Source organism: Enterobacter sp. ENT02 (assembly GCF_019219165.1).
In the GTDB taxonomy this organism is placed as follows: Bacteria; Pseudomonadota; Gammaproteobacteria; order Enterobacterales; family Enterobacteriaceae; genus Enterobacter; species Enterobacter mori.
The window spans coordinates 1,068,691-1,094,435 of sequence record NZ_JAHUWD010000001.1 but is presented as its reverse complement, the minus strand read 5'-3'; the positions used below and the strand labels follow the sequence as shown (position 1 = coordinate 1,094,435).

Below are 25,745 nucleotides of genomic sequence, written 5' to 3'. Positions count from 1 at the left end.
CCTCTCCCTGTGGGAGAGGGACGGGGTGAGGGCACCAGACCGCACCCTACTTAACCTTCTTCCCCTTCAGCAGTTTCCGTACCCACAGTCGATTTGGATTGAGTCCCGCAAGCGTAATTCTGTCCAGCGGAATCGGCTCATCGCTCATCTGCGCGGCTAACACCTCTGCCAGCAGCGGCGCAGAGCACAATCCCCTCGAGCCCAGCCCGCCGAGCATAAACAGCTCCGGATACACCGGCGCGCTTACCGCCGTGTCCCGGTTATCAGCCAGATCCTGATAGGCCGCAAGCGTTGCCTCATAGTCCGGCACGCTCCCCGCCATCGGCAGATGGTCACGCGTGGCGCAGCGTACGCCGCAGCGGGCTTCACCCTCGCTGACGTCAACCTCTTTCGCCCACGCCGCATCCGGGAAACAGTCAACCAGACGCTGGCGGTTCTGCAGCTGGTCCGCGTCGCTGTAGTGCATTTCCGTTTCGCCACGATGATAGCTCGCCCCGATGCAGTGATGGCCGTTAGACGGATTTTGCGGCGTCAGATAGCCGTCATAGCACAGCACCTGACGTAATTTACTCAGTCCGGGCGCGGTTGGGATATGGCTTACCTGGCCGCCGACCGGATAAACCGGCAATGTTTCTGTCTGGATAAACTGGCTGATGTTATGTCCGTTTGCCAGCACTACGCTTGCGTGCTGCGCCGCTTTGCCATCAGCAAAACGCAGATTCCAGCGTTCTGTCCGGCTAAGCGATTCAACGGTGTGGGCATAGTGCACCGTCAGCCCGCGAGACTGGGCCAGGGTCATCACCGCCGCCGTCAGGTCGGCCGGGCACAGCCAGCCGCCGAGCGGATACTGTATACCGTCACAGCTCGTGTCGACGCCCGTGGTTTCAGCAACTTGCTGCGCAGTGACCGCACGGGCGATCGCCTCCGGCAGACCCAGCGACAGCATTTGCGCGATTTTTTGCTGGCTCTTCTCATCCCAGCCGAGCTGCGTCACGCCGCACCAGTCGTGGTCAAAATCAACAGGCAGAAGATCGTACAGACGACGAGCAAACGTAAATGCCGCCGGGAAAAACTGGAACAGCGCCGGGTCGTGCGCGCTCAGCAGAGGATAAAGCGCGCCCTGACGGTTGCCTGAGGCACCCGTCGCCGGTGCCTCATCGGCGCAGTAGAGCGTGACCTGCCAGCCACGGTGGAGAAGCGCGAGCGAGAGCAGGGCGCTGGCAATGCCGCCGCCAATGAGTGCTACCTCGCGTGTTGCACTGGCGCGACGGAAAAACCACGGTGCCTGAGCGGGGACATTCAACGTCTGTTCCATCGCCCCGACCAGCATGTCGCGCTTGCGGCCAAACCCCTTGGTTTTACGCATGGTAAAGCCCGCTTCCTGCAGCCCGCGGCGGACAAAACCTGCAGAGGTGAAGGTGGCGAGCGTTGCGCCCGGGCGGGCCAGACGCGCCATTGCGCAAAACAGATGCTGACTCCACATATCCGGGTTTTTGGCAGGGGCAAAACCGTCCAGGAACCAGGCATCCACTTTCTGATTCATCGAATCGTCGAGCTGATCGGTAAGTTCGTTAATGTCACCCAGCCATAAATCCAGGGTAACGCGTCCGCCGTCCAGAATCAGACGATGGCACCCACCCACGGCCGGTGGCCATTGCGCCTGAAGCTGCTCTGCCCAGGTTGCCAGCTCCGGCCAGTGCTGATGTGCGAGCTGTAAATCGTGCAAAGTGAGCGGGAATTTTTCAAAACTGACGAAATGTAATCTTTGGAGCGTAGCCTCGGGATGGGCAGCGTGAAACCGATCAAACGCCTGCCAGAGGGTCAGAAAATTGAGGCCGGTACCGAATCCGCTTTCCGCCACCACGAACAGGCTACGCGGATGCGCGGGGAATCGGGCGCCGAGCTGGTTTCCGTCGAGAAAAACATAACGTGTCTCTTCAAGTCCGTTATCATTAGAAAAATAGACGTCATCAAAATCTCGGGAAACAGGTGTACCCTCAGCGTTGAATTCGAGGTTGGCGGGTTGTATAGCGTTTTGTTTCACGTAAGTTACTCGTCCGACAGGCAGTGGCACGATCTTAACGATGTGAGCCCATCGGTGCAAATTTCCTCAGAAATTGTCTGATCGGACTTGTTCGGCGTACAAGTGTACGCTATTGTGCGACTCGAAACTTACTATAGTGCGACTTACAGAGGTATTGAATGAAACGTGCAGTGATTACTGGCCTGGGCATCGTTTCCAGCATCGGTAATAACCAGCAGGAAGTCCTGGCATCTCTGCGTGAAGGACGCTCCGGGATCACTTTCTCTGAAGAGTTTAAAGATTCGGGAATGCGTAGCCACGTATGGGGTAACGTCAAACTGGACACCACCGGTTTGATCGACCGTAAAGTGGTTCGTTTCATGAACGATGCCTCTATTTACGCCTATCTTTCCATGCAGGAAGCGATCGCTGACGCCGGCCTGAGCGAAGACGTTTATCAGAACAACCCGCGCGTGGGTCTGATTGCCGGTTCCGGCGGTTCGTCTAAAGCGCAGGTATTCGGTGCGGACGCCATGCGTAGCCCGCGCGGCCTGAAAGCGGTAGGTCCATACGTTGTGACCAAAGCCATGGGTTCAGCGGTTTCTGCCTGCCTGGCGACACCGTTCAAAATTCACGGTGTGAACTATTCCATCAGCTCCGCCTGCGCGACTTCCGCGCACTGTATCGGTAACGCGGTTGAGCAAATCCAGCTGGGCAAACAGGACATCGTGTTTGCTGGCGGCGGCGAAGAGCTGGGCTGGGAAATGGCCTGTGAGTTCGACGCAATGGGCGCACTGTCCACCAAATACAACGAGACGCCAGATAAAGCGTCCCGTACCTATGACGCACACCGCGACGGTTTCGTTATCGCGGGCGGCGGCGGTATGGTTGTGGTTGAAGAGCTGGAACACGCTCTGGCTCGCGGCGCTCACATCTACGCTGAGATCGTGGGTTACGGCGCAACGTCCGACGGTGCTGACATGGTTGCTCCATCCGGCGAAGGCGCAGTGCGCTGCATGAAGATGGCGATGCACGGCGTTGATACCCCAATCGACTACCTGAACTCCCACGGTACCTCTACTCCAGTAGGCGACGTGAAAGAACTGGGTGCGATCCGCGAAGTCTTCGCGGATAAGAGCCCGGCGATCTCTGCAACCAAAGCCATGACCGGTCACTCTCTGGGTGCGGCTGGCGTGCAGGAAGCGATCTACTCTCTGCTGATGCTCGAACACGGCTTTATCGCGCCAAGCATCAACGTGGAAGAGCTGGATGAGCAGGCTGCTGGTCTGAACATCGTAACCAAACCAATGGATGCGACGCTGACGACCGTTATGTCTAACAGCTTCGGTTTCGGCGGCACCAACGCCACGCTGGTAATGCGTAAGCTGAAAGCATAAGCGTTTGAATGTATAGTAGAAGGGAGCCTGATGGCTCCCTTTTTTTATGCCTGAATTCGGAGTTATGCATGACGGCCGCTACATCAGATATAAACGCCACGTCCGGGAACACCTCGCTGTTCCGCATCGCTTTTGCAGTATTTCTTACCTACATGACCGTCGGCCTGCCGCTGCCGGTGATCCCGCTGTTTGTTCACCAGGAGTTAGGCTATGGCAATACCCTGGTTGGCATCGCCGTGGGTATTCAGTTTTTAGCGACGGTGTTAACGCGTGGCTATGCCGGACGCCTGGCGGATCAGCACGGTGCAAAACGGTCAGCTTTGCAGGGCATGTTTGCCTGCGGTCTGGCGGGCGGCGCATGGCTGCTGGCCGCGCTGCTGCCGGTAGACGCCGTGTATAAATTTGCGCTGCTGGTGGTGGGGCGTTTAATCCTTGGATTCGGTGAAAGTCAGCTGCTGACTGGGACCCTGACCTGGGGGATGGGGCTGGTTGGCCCTGCGCGTTCGGGAAAGGTCATGTCCTGGAACGGGATGGCCATCTACGGGGCCCTGGCAGCGGGTGCTCCGCTGGGTCTGCTGATCCACAGCCAGTTTGGTTTTGCGGTACTGGCGGGTACCACCATGGTGCTGCCGCTGCTGGCGTGGGCATTTAATGGTTCGGTGCGAAAAGTCCCGGCCCATAAAGGCGAACGCCCATCCCTGTGGAGCGTCGTCGGTCAAATCTGGCAGCCTGGTCTCGGCCTGGCGCTACAGGGCGTTGGCTTCGCGGTGATAGGTACCTTCGTCTCCCTGTACTTTATGAGCCGTGGCTGGGCAATGGCGGGCTTTACGCTCACCGCGTTTGGCGGCGCGTTCGTACTGATGCGCGTGTTTTTTGGCTGGATGCCGGATCGCTTAGGCGTCGTGAAGGTGGCGGTGGCCTCGCTGGTTATTGAGACCATTGGTCTGCTGCTGCTCTGGCAGGCACCCAATGCCTACGTTGCGCTGCTGGGGGCGGCGCTGACCGGCTGCGGTTGCTCGCTGATCTTCCCGGCGCTGGGTGTTGAGGTGGTGAAACGCGTGGCCCCGCAGGTTCGCGGCACGGCGCTCGGTGGGTATGCCGCGTTTCAGGATATCTCCTACGGGGTTACTGCGCCGCTGGCGGGGCTGTTGGCGACATCCTTTGGCTATCCGTCCGTATTTCTTGCCGGGGCCGTTTCAGCGGTGGTGGGAATTGTGGTGACGCTGGTGGCGTTTCGCAGATCGTAGTTTTGTGCCCGGTGGCGCTTCGCTTACCGGGCCTACAACCGTACGAACCGTAGGCCGGGTAAGGCGCAGCCGCCACCCGGCAGTTTTAAGCAACCAGCCAGAAAATCGCCAGCGCAATCAGCAGCGCAATGAACATCAGCCCCGGACGGGCGGACAGCGTTTTGAAAGTTTCCACGACGGGCGCAAACAGCGGACTGTAAATCGGCTGAATGTTCCGTGCTTCAGGAATGCCGCCTTCGCGCTCGGCGCGACGAACAAAGATCTGATTCAATATATCCTGCACCTGCGCGGTGGTCAGCACCGTTTGCGGCGTGGCCTGCCAGGTCTGCTGGGCATAATCCCGCACCGCCTCAAACTCGTGCGGTTCGAGCGGCTGCTTCAGTGCTGCCTGAACCGTGTGCAGGGTCGGGGTAGTTTGCGTGCTGAGCGTCTGGCGCGCCTGCAGCCAGGTGACCAGATGCGTAAACTGTCTGGCCGGGATCAACTCGCCGCTTTTCACGTCGGACAGCTCCAGCATGGATTGCCAGATGAGCTTTGTCGACTCGCCGGTGGCGGCGGCCAGTTTGGTCACCATCTGATTAAGCGTGTTGTGCTCAGCAGGCAGCAGCGGGCGTTCGGTCGCCGGGCGCTGCTGAGGCTGTGGAATCGACAGCTGATTGGTTTGCAACAGCGTCAGCACCGTTTTGAGCTGATCGGGCGTGAGCTGGCTTAGGGCTGTCTGGCCATACTGTTGGCGAATAAAATCACTGACCGCCTGGCGATTGTTCCCCTGGCCCAGTAGCTCGGTCAACTGCGACACAATCTGTCGAGTGGTGTGATTTTGTTGCGCAGCGTTGATTCGCTGGTTCAGGTTCTGCTCGGCGGCAGGGAAATGGCGCGACTGCAGCGGTACGTCGTTCTTCACGCCCAGGTCATGCTTCACCCCGGCCCAGACTTCCGCGTTTTGTTGCGACGTCAGCGCAATCAGGCGCGTGATCAGTCGCTCCAGCACGGTGCGCTGTTGCGTGGAGAGCGGCTGTTCGCCTGCGACACTCGGCGGCGTTAAGGGGCCTTCACCCGGAGGGCGCGGCGGCGTACCTGAAATAGGCTGCATCGTCGGAATCCTTAAAGTCAAAACTCAGCGTTAACCCGGCGGACATATATGCCTGGCGGCGAGATTATGGCACACTTGGCAGGTTTTCTTCCTCTCAAACAGGTACTCAGACGTGAAAATCCTCGTTGATGAAAATATGCCTTACGCCCGCGAGCTGTTTAGCCGCCTTGGCGATGTTAAGGCTGTCCCTGGTCGCCCGATTCCGGTGAACGAACTGGATGATGCCGATGCCCTGATGGTGCGCTCGGTGACCAAAGTAAATGAGACGTTGCTCTCCGGCAAAACGGTGAAATTTGTCGGGACCGCAACGGCAGGGACCGATCATGTGGATGACAAGTGGCTCAAGCAGGCGGGGATTGGTTTTTCCGCCGCGCCGGGCTGTAACGCCATTGCCGTTGTGGAATACGTTTTCTCCTCGCTGCTGATGCTGGCCGAGCGCGATGGTTTTGCGCTGAATGACCGCACCGTGGGGATTGTCGGCGTGGGCAACGTGGGCGGTCGCCTGCAAAAGCGTTTTGAAGCATTAGGGATCCGCACACTGCTGTGCGACCCGCCGCGCAAAGATAACGGCGATGAAGGCGACTTCCGCTCGCTGGATGAGCTGGTTGAACAGTGTGATGTGATCACCTTCCACACGCCGCTGTTTAAAGAGGGGCCGTATAAGTCTCTTCATCTGGCCGATGAAACGCTGATCCGCCGTCTGAAGGCTGGCACTATTCTGATAAATGCCTGCCGTGGCCCGGTCGTGGACAACGCCGCGCTGCTGACATGTCTGAACGAAGGACAAAACCTCAGAGTGGTGCTGGACGTCTGGGAACCCGAGCCGGAACTCAACGTTGAGCTACTCAACAAGGTGGACGTGGGCACCGCGCATATCGCTGGCTACACGCTTGAAGGCAAAGCGCGCGGCACGACGCAGGTGTTTGAAGCCTACAGCGCCTTTATCGGTCATCCGCAGCAGGTAGCGCTGGATACCTTACTCCCCGCGCCAGAATTTGGTCGCATCACTCTGCACGGCCCGCTCGATCAGGCAACGCTGAAAAGGCTGGTGCATTTGGTGTATGATGTGCGCCGCGATGACGCGCTGCTGCGTAAATCAGCGGGTTTGCCGGGTGAGTTTGATAAGCTGCGCAAAAACTATGTTGAGCGCCGTGAATGGTCTTCCCTGTATGTGATGTGCGACGATGCGTCGGCGGCGACGCTGCTGCATAAACTCGGGTTTAACGCCGTACATCACCCGGCACGTTAATGTCTTCTTAATGCTCCCTGTCGGATACTCCGACAGGGACGCTTTTTTATTTCTGGAGTAAACCACCATGTCTGAAGGCTGGAACATTGCCATTTTAGGTGCCACGGGTGCCGTGGGCGAAGCCCTGCTCGAAACCCTTGCTGAGCGTCAGTTCCCGGTGGGCGACATCTATGCGCTGGCGCGTACCGACAGCGCAGGTGAGCATCTGCGTTTTAACGGTAAATCCGTCATGGTCCAGGACGCGGTAGCGTTTGACTGGACGCAGGCGCAGCTGGCATTTTTCGCCGCGGGCGCTGAAGCGACTGCTGCGTACGTTGAAGAGGCGACTAACGCAGGCTGCCTGGTGATCGACCTGAGCGGCCTGTTCTCAATGGAGCCGGATGTGCCGCTGGTGGTGCCGGACGTGAACCCGTTCGTGCTGGCTGACTACCGCAACCGCAACGTCATCGCGGTACCGAACAGCCTGACCAGCCAGCTGTTGACTGCGCTGAAACCGCTGATCGACGACGGCGGCCTGTCTCGTATTAATGTGACCAGTCTGCTGTCGGCCTCCGCTAACGGTAAAAAAGCGGTCGATGCGCTGGCCGGACAGAGCGCCAAGCTGCTGAACGGTATTCCGATTGATGAAGATGATTTCTTTGGTCGCCAGCTGGCGTTCAACATGCTGCCACTGCTGCCGGATCGTGAAGGTTCCGTGCGCGAAGAGCGTCGAATCGTCGATGAAGTACGCAAAGTGCTGCAGGATGAAGGACTGATGATCTCCGCCAACGTTGTGCAGTCGCCTGTCTTCTACGGCCACGCGCAGATGGTTGGCTTTGAAGCCCTGCGCCCGCTGGCGGCAGAAGAAGCGCGCGATGCGTTTAGCCGCGGTGAAGATATCGTGCTTTCTGAAGAGAGTGAATTCCCGACCCAGGTGGGCGATGCCACCGGTAGCGCGCATCTTTCCGTTGGCTGCGTGCGCAACGATTACGGCATGCCGGAGCAGGTTCAGTTCTGGTCCGTTGCCGATAACGTACGCTTTGGCGGCGCGCTGATGGCAGTTAAAATCGCCGAGAAGCTGGTGCAGGAGTACCTGTACTGATGTCAGAAGTGGAACAAAAGCCGGTCCATAGAATTGCTCTCGGCATTGAGTACGATGGCAGTAAATATTATGGCTGGCAGCGTCAGAACGAAGTGCGCAGCGTTCAGGAAAAGCTGGAGAAAGCGCTTTCTCAGGTAGCGAATGAGCCGATTAACGTCTTATGCGCAGGCCGAACCGACGCCGGTGTTCACGGCACAGGGCAGGTAGTGCACTTTGAAACCACCGCCGTGCGCAAGGATGCTGCCTGGACGCTGGGTGTAAATGCGAATTTACCTGGTGACATTGCCGTGCGTTGGGTGAAAGCTGTGCCGGATGATTTTCATGCGCGTTTCAGCGCCACTGCGCGCCGTTACCGCTACGTCATCTACAACCAGCGTCTGCGTCCGGCAGTGTTAAGCCAGGGCGTGACGCATTTTTATGAGCCGCTTGATGCAGAACGTATGCAGCGTGCGGCGCAGTGTCTGATTGGAGAAAATGACTTTACGTCGTTTCGTGCGGTGCAGTGTCAGTCCCGTACGCCGTGGCGTAACGTCATGCACATTAACGTCAGTCGTTATGGCGCGTATGTGGTGGTCGATATCAAAGCCAATGCCTTTGTACATCATATGGTGCGGAATATTGTTGGCAGCCTGATGGAAGTGGGTGCCGGACACCAGCCGGAGAGCTGGATTGCAGAACTGCTGGCAGCGAAGGACAGAACGCTTGCGGCAGCAACGGCGAAAGCGGAAGGGCTGTATCTGGTCTCGGTGGATTATCCGGATCGGTTTGACCTGCCAAAACCGCCAATGGGCCCGCTGTTTTTAGCGGACTAAACAAAGGTGCAATTAAGGCTTAGACAATATGGACGTAATACGTTTTCTGATTGATTTCATTCTGCATATTGATGTTCACCTGGCGGAACTGGTCGCGCAGTATGGCGTCTGGGTATATGCCATTCTGTTCCTGATCTTGTTCTGTGAAACCGGTCTGGTGGTGACGCCGTTCTTGCCCGGAGATTCGCTGCTGTTTGTGGCCGGTGCGTTGTCCGCTCTGCCGACCAATGACCTGAACGTCCATCTAATGGTTGTGCTGATGATCATCGCCGCCATTGTGGGAGACGCGGTCAATTACACCATCGGACGCGTGTTTGGAGAACGGTTATTTAGTAATCCGGATTCCAAAATTTTCCGCCGCAGCTATTTAGATAAAACGCATGCCTTCTACGAGCGTCACGGCGGCAAAACCATTATTCTTGCCCGTTTTGTCCCCATCGTTCGTACCTTTGCACCGTTTGTGGCAGGAATGGGGCATATGTCCTATCGTCATTTTGCGATGTATAACGTTGTCGGTGCGCTGCTGTGGGTACTGCTCTTTACTTACGCAGGCTACCTGTTTGGCGATCTGCCAGTGGTTCAGGAAAACCTTAAGTTGCTGATTGTAGCGATTATTGTGCTTTCCGTACTGCCGGGCGTTATCGAAATCATCCGTCACAAACGGGCGGCAGCTAAACAAGCGAAGTAAATGCACGCTGGCGGTTCGACCACTTTTTTATCCAAAGTTTCGGGCTGTTATGTTTTAATGTGCAACATTCATGGTCTGTTGGAGGCAAAAATGGCATTATTCGCCTCTTATAGCAAAACTGGCATACGACCAGGTTCAGGCAGAAAGGTTATCAATGAGCTGGATTGAACGAATTAAAAGCAACATTACCCCAACGCGTAAAGCGAGCATTCCTGAAGGGGTATGGACGAAGTGTGATAGCTGCGGCCAGGTTCTGTATCGTGCAGAACTGGAACGCAATCTTGAAGTGTGTCCGAAATGTGACCACCACATGCGTATGTCGGCGCGCAACCGCCTGCATAGCCTGCTGGACGAAGGTTCTCTGGTAGAACTGGGCAGCGAACTTGAGCCAAAAGACGTGCTGAAGTTCCGCGATTCCAAAAAATATAAAGATCGTCTGGCCTCTGCACAGAAAGAGACCGGCGAGAAAGACGCGCTGATCGTCATGAAGGGCACCCTGCATGAGATGCCGGTTGTTGCCGCCGCATTTGAGTTCGCCTTTATGGGCGGCTCAATGGGCTCTGTGGTCGGTGCGCGCTTCGTGCGTGCCGTTGAGCAGGCGCTGGAAGACAACTGCCCGCTGATCTGCTTCTCCGCTTCAGGTGGTGCACGTATGCAGGAAGCGCTGATGTCCCTGATGCAGATGGCGAAAACCTCTGCAGCGCTGGCGAAAATGCAGGAGCGCGGTCTGCCGTACATTTCTGTACTGACTGACCCAACCATGGGCGGCGTTTCTGCAAGCTTCGCGATGCTGGGCGATCTGAACATCGCTGAGCCAAAAGCGCTGATTGGCTTTGCCGGTCCTCGCGTTATCGAACAAACCGTACGTGAAAAACTGCCGCCGGGCTTCCAGCGCAGTGAGTTCCTCATCGAGAAAGGCGCTATCGACATGATCGTTCGCCGCCCGGAAATGCGCCTGAAACTGGCAAGCGTCCTGGCGAAGCTGATGAATCTACCCGCGCCGAACCCGGATGAGCCACGCGAAGGCGTGATCGTACCGGATCAGGAACTCGAGGCCTGATAACTGAAAAGGGCAGGGCCGGTTGGCGCTGCCCTTTTGCTTTCTAATCTGTTAATGACAACCGGGCATTATGGAAAATAAAAGCATTCCCCAAGCCACGTCGCCCCTGGCCGCGTGGCTTTCTTATCTGGAAAACCTGCACAGTAAAACCATCGATATGGGGCTTGAACGCGTAAGCCAGGTCGCTGCGCGTCTTGATGTGCTCAAACCGGCTCCGTTCGTGTTCACCGTCGCGGGCACCAACGGGAAGGGCACAACCTGCCGCACGCTGGAATCTGTCCTGATGGCGGCGGGTTACAAGGTAGGTGTTTACAGCTCTCCACACCTGGTGCGCTACACCGAGCGGGTGCGCGTGCAGAACCGCGAACTGCCGGAATCTGCCCATACGGCGTCATTCGCGGAAATTGAAGCTGCACGCGGTGAGATCTCATTAACCTATTTCGAATACGGTACGCTTTCAGCGCTGTGGCTGTTCAAACAGGCGCAGCTTGACGTGGTAATTCTGGAAGTTGGGCTCGGTGGTCGTCTTGACGCCACCAATATGGTGGATGCGGATGTTGCCGTCGTCACCAGCATCGCGCTGGATCATACCGACTGGCTGGGGCCAGACCGTGAAAGCATTGGCCGTGAAAAGGCCGGTATCTTCCGGGCGAATAAGCCCGCCGTAGTCGGCGAGCCGGACATGCCGCATACCATCGCCGACGTGGCGAATGAGAAGGGCGCTCATTTAATGCGCCGCGACGTGGACTGGCACTATGAGGTTCAGGACAACGGCTGGCGCTTTAGCGATGCGCAGGGTGCGCTGGACGACCTGCCGCTGCCGCAGGTACCGCAGCCGAACGCCGCCACCGCGCTGGCGGCACTGCGTGCCAGTGGATTGACGGTGAGCGAGCAGGCGATCCGCGATGGTATCCAGAACGCGATCCTGCCGGGGCGTTTCCAGATTGTCAGCGAGTCGCCGCGTCTTATTCTGGACGTGGCCCACAACCCGCACGCGGCGGCGTATCTGGCAGGACGTCTCAAATCGTTACCAAAAACCGGGCGCGTGCTGGCGGTTATCGGTATGCTTCATGATAAAGATATCGGCGGGACGCTGGCCTGCATGGAGAGTGTGGTCGATAGCTGGTATTGTGCTCCTCTGGAGGGGCCGCGCGGCGCGACGGCTGAGCAGTTGATGGAACATCTCGGCACAGGCGCAATCTATAGTAGCGTGGCTCAGGCCTGGCATGCTGCGATGGCGGATGCTAAACCAGAAGATACCGTGCTGGTGTGTGGTTCATTCCACACGGTGGCACATGTCATGGAAGTGATGGACGCGGGGAGAACCGGTGGCGAGTAAGTTTCAGAACCGTTTAACAGGAACCATTGTGCTGGTCGCGCTCGGAGTGATTATTCTTCCGGGGCTGCTCGACGGGCAGAAAAAGCATTATCAGGACGAATTTGCGGCCATTCCGCTGGTGCCGAAACCGGGCGATCGCGATGAGCCAGACATGCTGCCCGCCGCGACGCAGGCGCTACCTGCTCAGCCGCCAGAGGGCGCGGCAGAAGAGGTGCGCGCAGGCGATGCTGCTGCACCATCGCTCGATCCTTCTCGCCTGGCTGCGAATAACAATATCGAAATCGATCCGGTGCCGGTGGAACAGCCTAAGGCTGTTGAGAAACCGAAGCCTGTCGAGAAACCGCAGCCGAAGCCGCAGCGGGATAAAGCGACAGAGCAGCTGGCTGCAACGTCAGAAACTCCACCACCGGCGAAACAAGACGCGGCACCGACCGGTAAAGCCTACGTTGTTCAGCTTGGCGCATTGAAAAACGCCGATAAGGTCAACGAAGTGGTGAGTAAACTGCGCGGTGCGGGATACCGTGTTTACACTTCACCTTCCACGCCGGTGCAGGGTAAAATTACCCGTATCCTGGTGGGGCCTGAAGCGTCGAAAGATAAGCTGAAAGGGTCGCTGGGTGAGCTGAAGCAGATCTCCGGGCTGAGCGGTGTGGTGATGAACTACAGCGCGAACTGACACGATCTTGCCCCTCACCCTAACCCTCTCCCTAAAGGGGGGAGGGCCGGGGTGAGGGGGAACAGACGTCCACAGAGGCGTCAAAAGGCCCATGGCGTTGAGCGTTTTTTCAGCGCCTTTTTTATTTACGCGCGGGAAGGAAATCCCTACGCAAACGTTTTCTTTTTCTGTTAGAATTCGCCCCGAACTGGATGACAGGGCGTTAAATCGTGGGACACATATGGTCTGGATTGATTACGCCATCATTGCGGTGATTGGTTTTTCCTGTCTGGTTAGCCTGATCCGTGGCTTTGTTCGTGAAGCGTTATCGCTGGTGACATGGGGTTGTGCTTTCTTTGTTGCCAGTCATTACTACACTTACCTGTCTGTCTGGTTCACGGGCTTTGAAGATGAACTGGTCCGAAACGGAATCGCCATCGCGGTGCTGTTTATCGCGACGCTGATTGTTGGCGCTATCGTCAATTACGTGATAGGTCAGCTGGTCGAGAAAACCGGTCTGTCAGGAACGGACAGGGTGCTCGGGATCTGTTTCGGCGCGTTGCGAGGCGTGCTGATTGTGGCCGCGATACTGTTCTTCCTGGATACCTTCACCGGGTTCTCCAAAAGCGAAGACTGGCAGAAATCGCAGCTCATTCCAGAGTTCAGCTTCATCATCAGATGGTTCTTTGACTATCTGCAAAGCTCGTCGAGTTTTTTGCCCAGGGCATAAACCCTGAGATGTGGCTTAACGAGGAAAAGACGAATGTGCGGTATTGTCGGTATCGCCGGTTTCATGCCGGTAAACCAGTCGATTTATGACGCGTTAACGGTGCTTCAGCACCGTGGGCAGGATGCTGCGGGTATCATCACCATTGATGCAAACAACTGCTTCCGTTTACGCAAGGCGAATGGCCTGGTAAACGATGTGTTTGAAGCCCGCCATATGCAGCGTCTGCAAGGTAATATGGGGATCGGTCACGTTCGTTATCCTACTGCTGGCAGTTCCAGCGCCTCTGAGGCACAGCCTTTCTACGTCAACTCACCGTATGGCATCACCCTTGCTCATAACGGCAACCTGACCAACGCGCACGAGCTGCGTAAAAAGCTGTTCGAAGAGAAACGTCGCCACATTAACACCACCTCTGATTCTGAAATCCTGCTCAATGTGTTCGCCAGCGAGCTGGATAACTTCCGTCACTACCCGCTGGAAGCAGACAACATCTTTGCTGCCATTGCCGCAACAAATCGTCAGATCCGCGGCGCGTATGCCTGCGTGGCGATGATTATCGGTCACGGCATGGTCGCCTTCCGCGATCCAAACGGCATTCGTCCTCTGGTGCTTGGCAAACGTGAGCTCGGCGATGGTCGTACGGAGTATATGGTCGCCTCTGAAAGCGTGGCGCTGGACACGCTGGGCTTTGAATTCCTGCGTGACGTTGCGCCCGGTGAAGCGGTCTACATCACTGAGAAGGGCCAGCTGTTTACCCGCCAGTGTGCTGACAATCCGGTCAGCAACCCGTGCCTGTTCGAATACGTTTACTTCGCCCGTCCGGATTCCTTCATCGACAAGATTTCCGTCTACAGCGCGCGCGTGAACATGGGTACGAAGCTCGGCGAGAAGATTGCCCGCGAGTGGGACGATCTCGATATCGACGTCGTGATCCCTATTCCGGAAACCTCCTGTGATATCGCGCTGGAAATCGCGCGTATTCTGGATAAGCCTTACCGCCAGGGCTTCGTGAAGAACCGCTACGTTGGCCGCACCTTTATCATGCCGGGCCAGCATCTGCGCCGTAAGTCCGTACGTCGTAAGCTGAACGCCAACCGCGCCGAGTTCCGCGACAAGAATGTACTGCTGGTGGATGATTCCATCGTTCGCGGTACGACGTCTGAGCAGATTATCGAAATGGCACGCGAAGCCGGTGCGAAGAAAGTGTACCTGGCGTCTGCGGCGCCAGAAATTCGCTTCCCGAACGTGTACGGCATCGACATGCCAACCGCGACGGAGCTGATCGCTCACGGTCGTGAAGTGGACGAAATTCGCCAGATCATCGGTGCTGACGGTCTGATTTTCCAGGATCTGAACGATCTGATCGACGCGGTGCGTGCTGAGAACCCGGACATTCAGCAGTTCGAATGCTCAGTGTTTAACGGCGTGTACGTGACCAAAGACGTTGACCAGCAGTATCTCGACTACCTGGATTCCCTGCGTAACGACGATGCGAAAGCCGTCCAGCTGCAGAACGATCTTGAGAGCTTAGAGATGCACAACGAAGGTTGATGTTTCTGCAGGTGAGGGCAGACGCCCTCACTTGCAACTCCCCGCAAAATCCTGCACAGTCTGCCCTGAATCAGTAAGGGCAAAAATCATGAAACGACTCATTATTGGGATCAGCGGTGCCAGTGGCGCGATTTACGGCGTACGTCTGTTGCAGGTGCTGCGTGACGTAGCGGATGTGGAAACCCATCTGGTGATGAGCCAGGCGGCGCGCCAGACCCTCTCCCTTGAAACCGACCTTTCCCTGCGTGATGTTCAGGCGCTGGCGGATGTCGTCCACGATGCCCGCGATATCGCGGCCAGTATCTCTTCAGGCTCGTTTAAAACGGCGGGTATGGTTATCCTGCCCTGTTCAATAAAAACGCTCTCCGGCATTGTGAACAGCTATACCGATACCCTGGTGACGCGTGCGGCGGATGTGGTGCTGAAAGAGCGTCGTCCTCTGGTACTCTGCGTGCGGGAAACACCGCTGCATCTGGGGCATCTACGCTTAATGACGCAGGCGGCTGAACTTGGGGCTGTCATCATGCCACCGGTCCCCGCGTTCTACCATCGCCCGCAAACGCTGGATGACATCATCAACCAGACCGTTAACCGCGTGTTGGATCAGTTTGATATAGACCTGCCGGAAGACCTCTTCACCCGCTGGCAGGGGGCCTGAATTTGTGCACAAACAAGGTGCATGAAAAGACAAGTTGCCCTGTTTCAGGGCAATTATGCAACGGCGATCATATCCTCGACATTTAATTCGTTTTTTCCCTTCTTCCCTCTCCGGTTCGTTCGGCAGACCTGCTATCTTTCACCACTAAGGCAATATCGCAACGTTTTATTAACATATTTAACGTCGAATTTTTGACCAGACGGGAATGTGGCATAAGACCTGCAAGAGAAGCCTGCAACACAACACACTACACAATACATAATAAAATCACGGTACTTGAGGGTAAATGTATGAAGAAGACGGTTCTGGCTCTGTCTTTGCTCGTGGGGTTAAGTGCAGCAGCAGGTAGCTATGCAGCACTGCCACAGACGGTTCGTATCGGTACAGACGCAACCTACGCGCCATTCTCTTCCAAGGATGCGAAAGGCGATTTCGTGGGGTTTGATATCGATCTGGGAAATGAAATGTGCAAACGCATTGCGGTGAAATGCACATGGGTGGGTAGCGACTTTGACGCATTGATCCCGTCGCTGAAAGCCAAAAAAATCGACGCCATTATCTCTTCTCTCTCCATCACCGAAAAACGTCAGCAGGAGATCGCCTTCTCTGACAAGCTCTACGCTGCGGATTCTCGTCTGATTGCCGCCAAAGGCTCCCCGATTCAACCAACCATCGACTCGCTGAAAGGCAAGCATGTCGGCGTGCTTCAGGGATCGACGCAGGAAGGTTTTGCTAATGCCAACTGGCGTGAGAAGGGCGTAGATGTGGTGGCTTACCAGAACCAGGATCTGATTTACTCTGACCTGGCAGCAGGCCGTCTGGATGCCGCATTCCAGGATGAAGTCGCCGCGAGCGAAGGCTTCCTGAAGCAGCCAGCCGGTAAAGAGTACGCCTTTGCGGGCCCGTCCGTGAAAGACAAAAAATACTTTGGTGACGGCACCGGTATCGGCCTGCGTAAGGACGATACCGAGCTGAAAGCCGCCTTTGACAAAGCCTTCGCTGAGCTGCGTAAAGACGGTACCTATGACAAACTGGCGAAGAAATACTTCGACTTCAACGTCTACGGTGACTGACGCATAACGGTGATGCACTGACCTGGTGCGTCGCTGGTGTGGGTGATCCAATATGGTGCAGCTTGTGCACCATATTGGGTCGTCGTGTGCATACTTACGCATTTATAATGCAAAAAATCCCGCCCCAAAGGCATTATTCTTTGCCTGACAGCGTGGATTAATGGCACATTAACCGCACCCCGTCGTCGTAAAAAACCGTATGAAGACAGTTTGTTGAGGATAGATATGAAAAAACTCGTGTTGTCACTCTCTCTGGTACTGGCCTTTTCCAGCGCCACCGCGGCTTTCGCAGCCGTTCCGCAAAAAATTCGTATTGGTACTGACCCTACCTATGCCCCCTTTGAATCGAAAAATGCGAAGGGTGAACTGGTGGGTTTTGACATCGAGCTGGCCAATGAGCTGTGCAAACGTATTAAAGCGCAATGTACCTACGTTGAGAACCCGCTGGATGCCCTGATCCCGTCGCTGAAAGCGAAAAAAATCGACGTCATCATGTCCTCTCTTTCCATCACTGAAAAACGCCAGCAGGAGATTGCCTTCACCGACAAACTCTACGCAGCGGATTCTCGTCTGGTGGTGGCTAAGTCTTCAGACATTCAGCCTACCCTTGAGTCGCTGAAGGGCAAACGCGTCGGCGTGCTGCAGGGCACCACGCAGGAAACCTACGGCAACGAACACTGGGCGCCGAAGGGGATCGAAATCGTCTCTTATCAGGGCCAGGAAAATATCTACGCAGACCTGACGGCAGGCCGAATTGATGCGGCATTCCAGGATGAAGTCGCGGCAAGCGAAGGCTTCCTGAAAACGCCGGTGGGTAAAGATTACAAATTTGGCGGCCCGTCCATTAAGGACGTGAAGCTGTTTGGTGTGGGCACCGGTATGGGCCTGCGCAAAGAAGACAACGAGCTGCGTGAAGCGCTGAACAAAGCCTTCGCCGAAATGCGTGCTGATGGCACCTATGACAAGCTGGCGAAAAAGTACTTTGATTTTAATGTTTACGGCGGCTAATCGCCCCGTCAAATAACGTGCGGCCCCTCCCACTCAGGGAGGGGAAAAGACACGGTTCCACTACTCACGACACGACAGGGCACGCGGTATGCTGTACGGATTTTCTGGCGTTATTTTACAAGGCTCGCTTGTCACCCTTGAGCTGGCTATCAGCTCCGTGGTACTGGCGGTGCTGATAGGTCTGGCGGGCGCAGGGGCAAAGCTGTCGGCGAATAAACCCCTGGCGCTCATATTCGAAGGCTATACCACGCTTATTCGCGGCGTACCCGATCTGGTGCTGATGCTGCTGATTTTTTACGGACTGCAGATCGCGCTGAACGGTATTACCGACGCCGTCGGCATGGAACAGATCGATATCGACCCGATGGTAGCCGGTATTATTACCCTCGGCTTTATCTACGGTGCTTACTTCACGGAAACCTTCCGTGGCGCTTACATGGCCGTCCCGAGAGGGCACATTGAAGCGGCAACCGCATTTGGTTTTACCTCCTCACAAACGTTTCGCCGGATCATGTTCCCGGCCATGATGCGCTATGCGCTTCCGGGCATCGGAAACAACTGGCAGGTTATCCTCAAAGCGACAGCGCTGGTCTCGCTGCTTGGTCTGGAAGACGTCGTCAAAGCGACTCAGCTGGCGGGCAAGAGTACCTGGGAGCCCTTCTACTTTGCGGTAGTCTGTGGCGTGATTTATCTGGTGTTTACGACGGTCTCCAATGGTGTGCTGCTTCTGCTCGAGCGTCGCTACTCCGTGGGTGTGAAGAGGGCTGACCTGTGATTGAGATTATTCAGGAATACTGGAAATCCCTGCTGTGGACGGATGGCTACCGCTTTACCGGCGTGGCGATTACGCTCTGGCTGTTGATTTCTTCCGTGGTGATGGGCGGTATTCTGGCGGTGTTTCTCGCCATTGGCCGCGTGTCGAACAACAAATTTATCCAGTTCCCGATCTGGCTGTTCACCTATGTGTTTCGCGGTACGCCCCTGTACGTGCAACTGCTGGTGTTCTATTCGGGAATATACACGCTGGAGATCGTGAAAGGCACAGAGATGCTCAATGCGTTCTTCCGCAGCGGTCTGAACTGTACGGTGCTGGCGTTGACGCTCAATACCTGCGCCTATACCACTGAGATCTTTGCGGGGGCGATCCGCTCTGTCCCTTACGGTGAAATCGAAGCGGCGCGGGCGTACGGCTTTTCGTCGGTGAAGCTCTATCGCTGCATCATTCTGCCGTCGGCGCTGCGCATTGCGCTGCCTGCGTACAGCAACGAAGTGATTCTGATGCTGCACTCCACCGCGCTAGCCTTTACCGCGACGGTGCCGGACTTGCTCAAAATTGCGCGCGATATTAACTCCGCGACCTATCAGCCGTTTACTGCGTTTGGCATTGCGGCCGTGCTCTATTTAATTATCTCTTATGTTCTGATTAGCCTGTTCCGTAAGGCTGAAAAACGCTGGTTGCAGCATATAAAACCTTCGACGCACTGAGAAAGATGATGGCTGAGAACAAATTAAACGTTATTGATTTGCACAAACGCTACGGCGAACATGAAGTGCTGAAAGGGGTGTCGCTGCAGGCTAACGCAGGCGATGTGATCAGTATTATCGGCTCATCCGGTTCGGGTAAAAGTACCTTCCTGCGCTGCATAAACTTCCTCGAAAAGCCGAGCGAAGGCTCGATCGTGGTGAGCGGACAGAATATCAATCTGGTGCGCGATAAAGACGGCCAGTTGAAGGTAGCAGATAAGCATCAGTTGCGCCTGCTGCGTACGCGCCTGACGATGGTGTTCCAGCACTTCAACCTCTGGAGCCACATGACGGTGCTGGAGAACGTGATGGAAGCGCCGGTTCAGGTACTGGGGCTGAGCAAGCAGGAAGCCCGCGAACGCGCGGTGAAATACCTTGCGAAAGTGGGTATCGACGAGCGCCAGCAGATGAAGTACCCGGTGCATCTCTCCGGCGGTCAGCAGCAGCGTGTCTCCATCGCCCGCGCGCTGGCGATGGAGCCAGAAGTGCTGCTGTTCGACGAACCGACCTCCGCGCTGGACCCGGAACTCGTTGGCGAAGTGCTGCGCATCATGCAGAAACTGGCCGAAGAGGGCAAAACGATGGTGGTGGTGACGCACGAGATGGGCTTTGCCCGTAACGTCTCCAACCACGTTATTTTCCTGCATCAGGGGAAAATTGAAGAGCAGGGGCATCCGGATGAAGTGTTAGCGAACCCGCAAAGCCCGCGTTTGCAGCAGTTCCTGAAGGGATCGTTGAAGTAGATTTTGCCCTTCTCCCTCTCCGTGTGGGAGAGGGTCGGGGTGAGGGCATCAGACAGCAGTGCAGCCCAATCGACCGCGTGTTCCCCCTCTCCCTGTGGGAGAGGGCCGGGGTGAGGGCATCAAACCGCAGCACACTCCAGCCGATACACCCAGTCGTCATACCGTACGCCGTCAATCTCATACGCCTTTTCCAGCACCAGCGTACGCACAAACCCCGCTTTCTCTAGCACCCGCACAGATCCGCCGTTGTCCGCCAGCACGTACGCGTTAATCGCTTTTACGCTGGTCTGGCTAAACGCATAGTCACATACCGCGCGCAGCGCCTCGCTGGCGATGCCTTTTCCCTGCGCGGCAGGCACAACCGTGTAGCCGATATCCGCCTCTTCACGGTTCTCAGGGCTGATTTGCAGGCCGATATCGCCCAGCGGCGTATCGTCATCCTGAAAACGAATAACGAAAACATACTCCGCCATCAGGCGTGCGGCAAACACGCGTCGGGTCTCTTTTTCGGGTGCAATAGCGGCCATATAGCGCATGACGTCGCGGTTTTCGCGCAGCGAGCGGAAGAACGCCCAGTCAGAGGGTTCGAAAGGGGTGAGGTGAAGCCGGGGAGTGGTGATGGTTGCCATTGTTACGCCATTTCATCGGAACATGGCGTATCACTGTAACATATTCAGCGCACCACATCCCCCAGCGCCTCTTCTAAATCATACCAGCGGAAGGCAAACCCGGCCGCTTCCAGACGTTTTGGCAGCGCGCGCTGCCCGCCCAGCACCAGCACCGATGATTCTCCCATCAACAGCCGGATCGCCGTCGCAGGCACGCGTAAAATCGCCGGACGATGCAGGGCATGCCCCAGCGCGTGGGCAAACTGTTCATTACGCACCGGATAGGGCGCAACCATGTTAAACGGCCCACGCAGATCGTTATCCAGCAGCCAGATAATGCCATTCACCATATCGTCGATGTGGATCCACGCCAGATACTGACGCCCGTTGCCAATTGGCCCGCCGAGCCCCAGCTTGAAGGGAGGAAGCATTTTACCCAGAATGCCGCCTCTCGGCGCAAGTACTACGCCGGTACGCAGCAGGCAGACGCGGGTACGATCGCTCTGCGCCGCGCAGGCGATACGCTCCCACTGGGCGCAGAGTTTATGGGTAAATTCATTATGCGGCGGCTCCTCTTCGGTCACCACCACTTCGCCGAGATCGCCGTAATAGCCCGTCGCAGAGCCTGAAATGAGCACCGATGGCGGCGTATGGCTGTTGCGAATCAGCTCGACCAGCCTCTCGGTGATAGTCCAGCGGCTGCTGCACAACCGCTGCTTCTGCTCTTCGGTCCAGCGCTTGTCGGCAATGGGTTCACCCGCGAGGTTGATGACGGCGTCAAAGCCGTCCAAATTCTGCTGCTCAGCCAGACCTTTCCAGATGTCGACACCTGCCCCCAGCACCTGACGTGCTTTCTCCGGGCTGCGCGTCACCACGGTAATCTCATGATGCAGCGCGTGCAGACGGGGAATGAGATGACGGCCAATCAGGCCCGTACCGCCGGTCAGCAGAATCTTCATACAACCTCCAGGTTTATGCCTGGCGTCGCCAGCTTAACGTCATGGAAACGGAGTCGGCGTAACGCAGGGCGTGAAGTTTATCGATCTCGACTTCAGCATAAGTGACCCAGTGATGTTCGCGTGCGATGTCGAGCACATCCTGAGTTAATTTTTCCAGCAAAGAGAAGCGGTTGTTCTCCACGTACTGGATAATGTTTTTGGTGATTGTGCGATAGTTCAGCGCGTCATTGATATCTTCGCTGGCCCGCGCTTTGTCTGCGGGGTAGTGAATAACCACATTGATGACAATGTCCTGCCGGTTGGCAATCTCTTCCTCTTTGATACCGATGAACGTCCGTAAGCGTAAATTTTTTATACGTATAATCGCGTCATGCTGTGACATTGCAGGTCTTCTCCGTGTCAGTATTTGCTGCCCATAATACATGAGAGCGCGTCATGCACCCAACGGGGCAGTGGTCTAAATCTGCTGGATTATTTGCATGGCGCGCTCGGTCGCAGGGCGGGTCCGAATCCGTTCAAACCAGTTATTCACGGCAGGGTATGTCGCCAGGTCAATTCGGTGTTTTTCATGGGTGTTGATCCACGGCCAGCAGGCGATGTCGGCAATGCTGTAATGATCGCCGCCAAGCCACGGCGTTTTCTCCAGCCGACGATTTAGCACGCCATATAACCGCTGGGTTTCAACCTGATAACGTTCTATAGCATAAGGAATGGGCTGCGGGGCGTAGGCGGTAAAGTGATGATTTTGCCCGAGCATCGGCCCGAGACCGCTCGACTGCCAGAAAAGCCATTGCAGGGTGTGGTGACGCTCACGCAGTTCACCGCTAAGCAGCTTGCCGGATTTCTCCGCCAGATAGAGCAAAATCTCCCCGGATTCAAACAGACTTAACGGTCTGCCGCCGTCGGCAGGAAGATTATCAATAATGGCCGGAATTTTATTGTTGGGCGATATCGCCAGAAAGACCGGCCTGAACTGATCGCCTTTGCTGATATCCACGCGAATGATCCGGTACTCCAGTTCGGCTTCTTCCAGAAAAAGGGTGATTTTATGGCCGTTTGGGGTAGGGGCATAGTAAAGGTCGATCATTCTCAACTCCTGTTAGTGTGAAAAGTGATGCCATAAAAATCAGTATAGGTGCCTGTTGTAAATCGTGAGTTTTCATCAAGTGACAGCGAGCCAAAGAGATTATATGTTGAGTGAAAACCGTTCAGCCTATGAGGAAGTTATGAACCAGCCTGCGATAACGTTGTGGTCCGATGCCTGTTATTTTTCACCCTATGTGATGAGCGTTTACGTCGCTCTGGCGGAAAAAGGATTGTCTTTCACCCTGAAGACCATCGATCTGGACAGTGGCGAACACCTGAAACCGCAGTGGCAGGGTTACGACCTGACCCGACGCGTGCCGGTGCTGGAGATTGACGGTTTTGCATTGAGCGAATCCTCGGCGATCGATGAATACCTTGAAGATCGCTTTGCGCCGCCGGAGTGGGAGCGCATTTATCCTCACGATCTGCAAAAGCGTGCCCGTGCACGGCAGATCCAGGCGTGGTTGCGTAGCGATCTGGTACCGATCCGCGTTGAACGTTCCACCGACGTGGTTTTCGCCGCCGTGAAAAAGCCCGCATTGAGCGCGGAGGGCAGCGCCAGTGCGCAAAAGCTGATTGAGACCGCGTCTGCATTGCTGGCGCACGGTAACCCGAATCTCTTCGGCGAGTGGTGCATTGCGGATACCGATCTGGCGCTGATGCTGAACCGTCTGATCCTCAATGGCGACGAGGTTCCGCAACTGCTGGTGGATTATGCTGCATTCCAGTGGCAGCGCGCTTCCGTACAGCGCTATGTGGCACTCTCCGCTAAGCGCGCGGGCTGATAAGGCCTGGCGCTTCAGGTATGATAGGGGCAGTCTGTTTTCCTGAGGAGTGACTGATGAAACTGATGTTTGCGTCGGATATCCATGGATCGCTGCCCGCAACCGAGCGCGTTCTTTCTCTGTTTGCCGAAAGCGGGGCACAGTGGCTGGTGGTGCTGGGCGATGTGTTAAACCATGGCCCGCGAAATGCGTTGCCGGAAGGGTATGCACCCGCGCAGGTGGCGGAAAAACTGAATGAGCATGCCTCGCATATTATCGCGGTGCGCGGTAACTGCGACAGTGAAGTTGACCAGATGCTGCTGCATTTTCCCATCACCGCGCCCTGGCAGCAGGTCCTGCTGGAAAAGAGCCGTCTTTTTTTGACTCACGGTCATCTTTTTAGCCCGGATAACCTTCCGGCACTCGCCGCTGGCGATGTCCTGGTTTATGGTCATACTCATATTCCGGTAGCGGAAAAACGCGGTGAGATTTATCACTTTAACCCCGGTTCGGTCAGCATTCCGAAAGGCGGTTATCCGGCGAGCTATGGCATGCTGGACGGAAATACCCTGAGCGTTATCGCACTTAATGATCAGCAAGTTATTGCGCAGATAGCGATTAATCCGTAAGTTACACCTCAACTGCAAACGCGCCGAAAGAGCGCTTAGACGAGAAGGTTTCCCGATGGTGGAGCAGAATCATTTGGCAAGTACTGAGTGGGTTGACATTGTCAGCGAAGAGAACGAAGTGATCGCGCAGGCCAGCCGCGAACAAATGCGCGCGGAGCGTCTGCGTCACCGTGCAACATACATCGTTGTGCATGACGGCATGGGCAAGATTCTGGTCCAGCGCCGCACGGACACCAAAGATTTTCTCCCCGGTATGCTGGATGCCACGGCGGGCGGCGTTGTGCAGGCAGATGAAGTGCTGCTGGATTCCGCGCGTCGCGAAGCAGAAGAAGAGTTAGGTATCGCCGGTGTGCCGTTTGCCGAGCACGGCCAGTTCTATTTCGAGGACGAAAACTGTCGCGTCTGGGGCGGGCTGTTTAGCTGTGTCTCTCACGGGCCTTTCGCCCTGCAGGAAGAGGAAGTGAGCGAAGTCTGCTGGATGACGCCGGAAGAGATCACCGCGCGTTGCGACGAGTTCACCCCGGACTCCTTAAAAGCACTGGCGCTGTGGATGACCCGCAACGCCAAAAACGAATCCGCTAAGCCAGAAAGCAAAGCGGAAAAAGAGGAAGAGGCTGAGTAAGCCTTAACAACTTTCCCGCAGACAGAGGCTGGACGCGATAGGTTTATGGTCGCGCCAGTCTCCATCATTCAGACGTTCCAGCAACGCTTTCCCGGCCTCAATTCCAATCTTACGATGCGGTACCGCCATGGTCGTCAGCGGCGGCTGACAGACGCGGCTCACGTCGCTATCGCCAAAGCCTACCACTGCTAGATCGTCCGGCACTTTAATGCGTCGACGCTGGCATTCGTAGAGTGCCCCGCAGGCCAGTTCGTCCGAGACGCACACCAGCGCATCCAGCTCCGGCCAGGCCAGCAGGAATTCCGGCAACTGTGCCGCGCCCGTGGAGAAATTTGGCGGCATGGCGGCGTTAATCACTCTGTTCGGCGACAAATGGTGGCGAAGCATGGCTTTGTACCAGCCCTGCAAATGCTGCTGGAAAATCCACTGCTCCTGGTTTGCGCACAGCAGGCCGATATTTTGATAGCCGCGCTGAATCACCATCTCCGTCAGTTCGTACATGGCGGCGACGTTATCAATGCCGATATTCATATCAATCGGATCGGCGCGCATCGCCCCCATTTCCATCACCGGAATGGAGGCATTTTTCAGCCAGTGGCGCACGGTATCCGTGTGCTCGACGCTGAGCAAAATGGCGGCGGCGATATTTGACGCCAGCAGCGTTTCCAGTAATTTCTCTTCCTGCTCAAGACGGTGCTGGGACTCTGCCAGCATGATCTGATATCCGGCGGGTTGCAGCACCTGCTGTAGCCCGGCGAACATCTCTGAGCAACCGGCTTCGGAGAGGTTAGGAACAACCATTGCGATCGTCCATGAAGAGGCTGACGCCAGCGCGCTGGCCGCAAGATTAGGCATGTAGCCCAGCTCCTGCACCGCAGCGTCTATTTTTTCTCGCAGTTTATCGGAAACCTGTTCGGGCGTGCGGAGCGCACGGGACACGGTCATTGTGCCCACACCGGCAAGCAGTGCGACATCGGCCAGCGTCACCTTACCGGTACTGCGTCGTTTTCGGGTTAGAGACATACACCTTCCTGCTAACAGGACGCGACTACTTTCATCCTTCGCTTCACGTGAAAGGCAGTATACGCCTTAAATCCCTTTTTTTGCTGTGATTTAGCACCGTGATTGCAATTTGATAGCGCTATC

The 25,745-nt window shown here is 56.2% G+C and carries 27 protein-coding genes; 20 read left to right on the top strand and 7 right to left on the bottom strand.

Annotation, left to right across the window (positions count from 1 at the left end; translation table 11 throughout):
- Window positions 1-46: 46 nt before the first annotated feature.
- The gene (gene mnmC / locus KW829_RS04980; protein WP_218307725.1) at window positions 47-2,044 is read right to left on the bottom strand and encodes a bifunctional tRNA (5-methylaminomethyl-2-thiouridine)(34)-methyltransferase MnmD/FAD-dependent 5-carboxymethylaminomethyl-2-thiouridine(34) oxidoreductase MnmC; all 1,998 of its coding nucleotides are present in this window, start codon (window positions 2,042-2,044) and stop codon (window positions 47-49) included.
- 158 nt (window positions 2,045-2,202) lie between these two features.
- Between mnmC and fabB the strand changes: the two genes are divergently transcribed.
- Together fabB and KW829_RS04970 are read left to right on the top strand one after the other, a co-directional pair.
- Entirely contained in the window at window positions 2,203-3,420 is a 1,218-nt protein-coding gene (gene fabB / locus KW829_RS04975; protein ID WP_089597894.1) for a beta-ketoacyl-ACP synthase I, read from the top strand.
- A gap of 68 nt (window positions 3,421-3,488) precedes the next feature.
- The gene (locus tag KW829_RS04970) at window positions 3,489-4,667 is read left to right on the top strand and encodes an MFS transporter (protein WP_218307724.1); all 1,179 of its coding nucleotides are present in this window, start codon (window positions 3,489-3,491) and stop codon (window positions 4,665-4,667) included.
- Window positions 4,668-4,752: 85 nt separating this feature from the next.
- Here KW829_RS04970 and flk read toward each other — a convergent pair whose 3' ends face one another.
- Window positions 4,753-5,760 carry a flagella biosynthesis regulator Flk gene (flk, locus tag KW829_RS04965; protein WP_218307723.1) on the bottom strand — a complete coding sequence of 336 codons (1,008 nt, stop codon included), beginning with the start codon at window positions 5,758-5,760 and terminating at the stop codon, window positions 4,753-4,755.
- A 112-nt stretch (window positions 5,761-5,872) separates the two neighbouring features.
- On the opposite strand from flk, the gene pdxB reads away from it, so the two are divergent.
- From pdxB to hisP, 15 genes are all read left to right on the top strand, one after another.
- A complete protein-coding gene (gene pdxB, locus KW829_RS04960) occupies window positions 5,873-7,009 on the top strand; it encodes a 4-phosphoerythronate dehydrogenase PdxB (RefSeq protein ID WP_148400462.1) in 1,137 nt (378 codons plus the stop codon).
- A 67-nt stretch (window positions 7,010-7,076) separates the two neighbouring features.
- Window positions 7,077-8,090, top strand: coding sequence for an aspartate-semialdehyde dehydrogenase (locus tag KW829_RS04955; RefSeq protein WP_148400461.1), 1,014 nt, complete (start codon window positions 7,077-7,079; stop codon window positions 8,088-8,090).
- Window positions 8,090-8,902, top strand: coding sequence for a tRNA pseudouridine(38-40) synthase TruA (gene truA / locus KW829_RS04950; RefSeq protein WP_042716992.1), 813 nt, complete (start codon window positions 8,090-8,092; stop codon window positions 8,900-8,902). Before KW829_RS04955 ends, truA begins: the two co-directional genes overlap by 1 nt.
- A gap of 28 nt (window positions 8,903-8,930) precedes the next feature.
- Entirely contained in the window at window positions 8,931-9,590 is a 660-nt protein-coding gene (locus KW829_RS04945) for a DedA family protein (protein WP_003861406.1), read from the top strand.
- 154 nt (window positions 9,591-9,744) lie between these two features.
- On the top strand, window positions 9,745-10,650 hold the full coding sequence (gene accD / locus KW829_RS04940) for an acetyl-CoA carboxylase, carboxyltransferase subunit beta (protein ID WP_218307722.1): 906 nt from the start codon (window positions 9,745-9,747) through the stop codon (window positions 10,648-10,650).
- Window positions 10,651-10,720: 70 nt separating this feature from the next.
- Window positions 10,721-11,989, top strand: coding sequence for a bifunctional tetrahydrofolate synthase/dihydrofolate synthase (gene folC, locus KW829_RS04935; RefSeq protein ID WP_174339894.1), 1,269 nt, complete (start codon window positions 10,721-10,723; stop codon window positions 11,987-11,989).
- Window positions 11,979-12,665 carry a cell division protein DedD gene (dedD, locus tag KW829_RS04930; protein WP_010433250.1) on the top strand — a complete coding sequence of 229 codons (687 nt, stop codon included), beginning with the start codon at window positions 11,979-11,981 and terminating at the stop codon, window positions 12,663-12,665. The genes folC and dedD overlap by 11 nt, the downstream gene beginning before the upstream one ends.
- Before the next feature lie 220 nt (window positions 12,666-12,885).
- Window positions 12,886-13,374 carry a colicin V production protein gene (gene cvpA / locus KW829_RS04925; protein WP_000262116.1) on the top strand — a complete coding sequence of 163 codons (489 nt, stop codon included), beginning with the start codon at window positions 12,886-12,888 and terminating at the stop codon, window positions 13,372-13,374.
- Between the two features lie 33 nt (window positions 13,375-13,407).
- Window positions 13,408-14,925, top strand: a complete 1,518-nt coding sequence (purF, locus tag KW829_RS04920; protein ID WP_010433256.1) for an amidophosphoribosyltransferase — start codon at window positions 13,408-13,410, stop codon at window positions 14,923-14,925.
- Between the two features lie 88 nt (window positions 14,926-15,013).
- Entirely contained in the window at window positions 15,014-15,583 is a 570-nt protein-coding gene (locus tag KW829_RS04915; protein ID WP_010433259.1) for a UbiX family flavin prenyltransferase, read from the top strand.
- A gap of 290 nt (window positions 15,584-15,873) precedes the next feature.
- Complete coding sequence (gene argT / locus KW829_RS04910) at window positions 15,874-16,656, top strand: lysine/arginine/ornithine ABC transporter substrate-binding protein ArgT (protein ID WP_014171026.1); 783 nt, start codon at window positions 15,874-15,876, stop codon at window positions 16,654-16,656.
- A 225-nt stretch (window positions 16,657-16,881) separates the two neighbouring features.
- Window positions 16,882-17,664, top strand: a complete 783-nt coding sequence (gene hisJ, locus KW829_RS04905; RefSeq protein WP_218307721.1) for a histidine ABC transporter substrate-binding protein HisJ — start codon at window positions 16,882-16,884, stop codon at window positions 17,662-17,664.
- A gap of 88 nt (window positions 17,665-17,752) precedes the next feature.
- Window positions 17,753-18,439, top strand: coding sequence for a histidine ABC transporter permease HisQ (locus tag KW829_RS04900; RefSeq protein ID WP_218307720.1), 687 nt, complete (start codon window positions 17,753-17,755; stop codon window positions 18,437-18,439).
- Complete coding sequence (locus KW829_RS04895; RefSeq protein ID WP_218307719.1) at window positions 18,436-19,149, top strand: ABC transporter permease; 714 nt, start codon at window positions 18,436-18,438, stop codon at window positions 19,147-19,149. Before KW829_RS04900 ends, KW829_RS04895 begins: the two co-directional genes overlap by 4 nt.
- Before the next feature lie 8 nt (window positions 19,150-19,157).
- Window positions 19,158-19,931 carry a histidine ABC transporter ATP-binding protein HisP gene (gene hisP / locus KW829_RS04890; protein ID WP_010433274.1) on the top strand — a complete coding sequence of 258 codons (774 nt, stop codon included), beginning with the start codon at window positions 19,158-19,160 and terminating at the stop codon, window positions 19,929-19,931.
- 119 nt (window positions 19,932-20,050) lie between these two features.
- Here hisP and KW829_RS04885 read toward each other — a convergent pair whose 3' ends face one another.
- The 4 genes from KW829_RS04885 to yfcG all read right to left on the bottom strand — a co-directional run bounded on the left by KW829_RS04885 (window position 20,051) and on the right by yfcG (window position 22,585).
- Complete coding sequence (locus KW829_RS04885; RefSeq protein ID WP_218307718.1) at window positions 20,051-20,560, bottom strand: GNAT family N-acetyltransferase; 510 nt, start codon at window positions 20,558-20,560, stop codon at window positions 20,051-20,053.
- Between the two features lie 44 nt (window positions 20,561-20,604).
- Complete coding sequence (locus KW829_RS04880; protein ID WP_218307717.1) at window positions 20,605-21,498, bottom strand: TIGR01777 family oxidoreductase; 894 nt, start codon at window positions 21,496-21,498, stop codon at window positions 20,605-20,607.
- Between the two features lie 13 nt (window positions 21,499-21,511).
- Window positions 21,512-21,880 (bottom strand): dihydroneopterin triphosphate 2'-epimerase, encoded by a 369-nt coding sequence (gene folX / locus KW829_RS04875; protein WP_010433280.1) that lies wholly within the window; start codon window positions 21,878-21,880, stop codon window positions 21,512-21,514.
- Between the two features lie 75 nt (window positions 21,881-21,955).
- Window positions 21,956-22,585 carry a GSH-dependent disulfide bond oxidoreductase gene (gene yfcG / locus KW829_RS04870; RefSeq protein ID WP_010433282.1) on the bottom strand — a complete coding sequence of 210 codons (630 nt, stop codon included), beginning with the start codon at window positions 22,583-22,585 and terminating at the stop codon, window positions 21,956-21,958.
- 139 nt (window positions 22,586-22,724) lie between these two features.
- Here yfcG and yfcF point away from each other — a divergent pair, with 139 nt between their 5' ends.
- The 3 genes from yfcF to yfcD are packed head-to-tail and all read left to right on the top strand — an operon-like array spanning window position 22,725 to window position 24,599.
- The gene (gene yfcF, locus KW829_RS04865) at window positions 22,725-23,369 is read left to right on the top strand and encodes a glutathione transferase (RefSeq protein ID WP_218307716.1); all 645 of its coding nucleotides are present in this window, start codon (window positions 22,725-22,727) and stop codon (window positions 23,367-23,369) included.
- A 56-nt stretch (window positions 23,370-23,425) separates the two neighbouring features.
- Complete coding sequence (gene yfcE, locus KW829_RS04860) at window positions 23,426-23,977, top strand: phosphodiesterase (protein WP_010433287.1); 552 nt, start codon at window positions 23,426-23,428, stop codon at window positions 23,975-23,977.
- Window positions 23,978-24,032: 55 nt separating this feature from the next.
- A complete protein-coding gene (gene yfcD, locus KW829_RS04855; protein WP_010433290.1) occupies window positions 24,033-24,599 on the top strand; it encodes an NUDIX hydrolase YfcD in 567 nt (188 codons plus the stop codon).
- 3 nt (window positions 24,600-24,602) lie between these two features.
- On the opposite strand, the gene KW829_RS04850 is transcribed toward yfcD, so the two are convergent.
- Window positions 24,603-25,622, bottom strand: coding sequence for a LacI family DNA-binding transcriptional regulator (locus tag KW829_RS04850; protein WP_010433293.1), 1,020 nt, complete (start codon window positions 25,620-25,622; stop codon window positions 24,603-24,605).
- Window positions 25,623-25,745: the final 123 nt, after the last annotated feature.